At 48.3% G+C, this 764-nt stretch carries 3 tRNA genes; all 3 read right to left on the bottom strand.

Annotation, left to right across the window (positions count from 1 at the left end):
• Positions 1-136: 136 nt before the first annotated feature.
• Positions 137-212: transfer RNA gene (locus INT21_RS12135), tRNA-Ala, on the bottom strand.
• Between the two features lie 47 nt (positions 213-259).
• Positions 260-363 (bottom strand) — tRNA-Ala (locus INT21_RS12130).
• 112 nt (positions 364-475) lie between these two features.
• Positions 476-552, bottom strand: a tRNA-Ile gene (locus tag INT21_RS12125).
• Positions 553-764: the final 212 nt, after the last annotated feature.

The raw sequence follows: 764 nt of genomic DNA, 5'->3' as shown, positions 1-764 counted from the left end.
AAAACGTTTATGTCAGCATGATATACATTGTTAAAGAGCGACTGTTCGATGAACAGTGATAAGGCAACGCAGTCTCAGCGTTTGACTTATCAATGGTCACAAAACATCAACAAACGGTTGGTAAAATACAACATAATGGTGGAGCCAAGCGGGATCGAACCGCTGACCTCCTGCGTGCAAGGCAGGCGCTCTCCCAGCTGAGCTATGGCCCCATCGTATTACTTTTTCCGGGTAATTTTATACAGGACAAGGCATTTTATGGCGACGCATAGCCTGCTATGCGAGTCATAAAATAACGCCGTACTGAATAAAACGCTGACCTCCTGCGTGCAAGGCAGGCGCTCTCCCAGCTGAGCTATGGCCCCATTTTTTTGCCGACCTAACCTCTTGCCATTAATTTCTGTGAGGCAAGGCAAAATGCAACGACGTATAGTCTGCTATACGAGGAGCATTTTAACGCAGTATCACAGGAATTTGGTGGGTCTGGGCAGACTTGAACTGCCGACCTCACCCTTATCAGGGGTGCGCTCTAACCAACTGAGCTACAGACCCGGGTATTCAACTATCATCGGGCACCATAAACCTGTTAGCCGACCTCACCCTGCTTTCCATTTAAGGTCAGGGGGTGCGTTCTAACCAACTAAGCTACAGACCCTTATGACAGCTAAACTAGCTACCGTTTGCTCTATTATCTGATCAGGTAATTCATTGTGAGCGCTTACCGCGAGGCATGACGCATCGTTTAAGGAGGTGATCCAGCCGCA

It is taken from the genome of Halomonas sp. 3F2F, from assembly GCF_014897805.1.
In the GTDB taxonomy this organism is placed as follows: Bacteria; Pseudomonadota; Gammaproteobacteria; order Pseudomonadales; family Halomonadaceae; genus Vreelandella.
The sequence above is the reverse complement of the archived record's forward strand: the minus strand, read 5'-3'. Positions and strand labels throughout refer to the sequence as shown.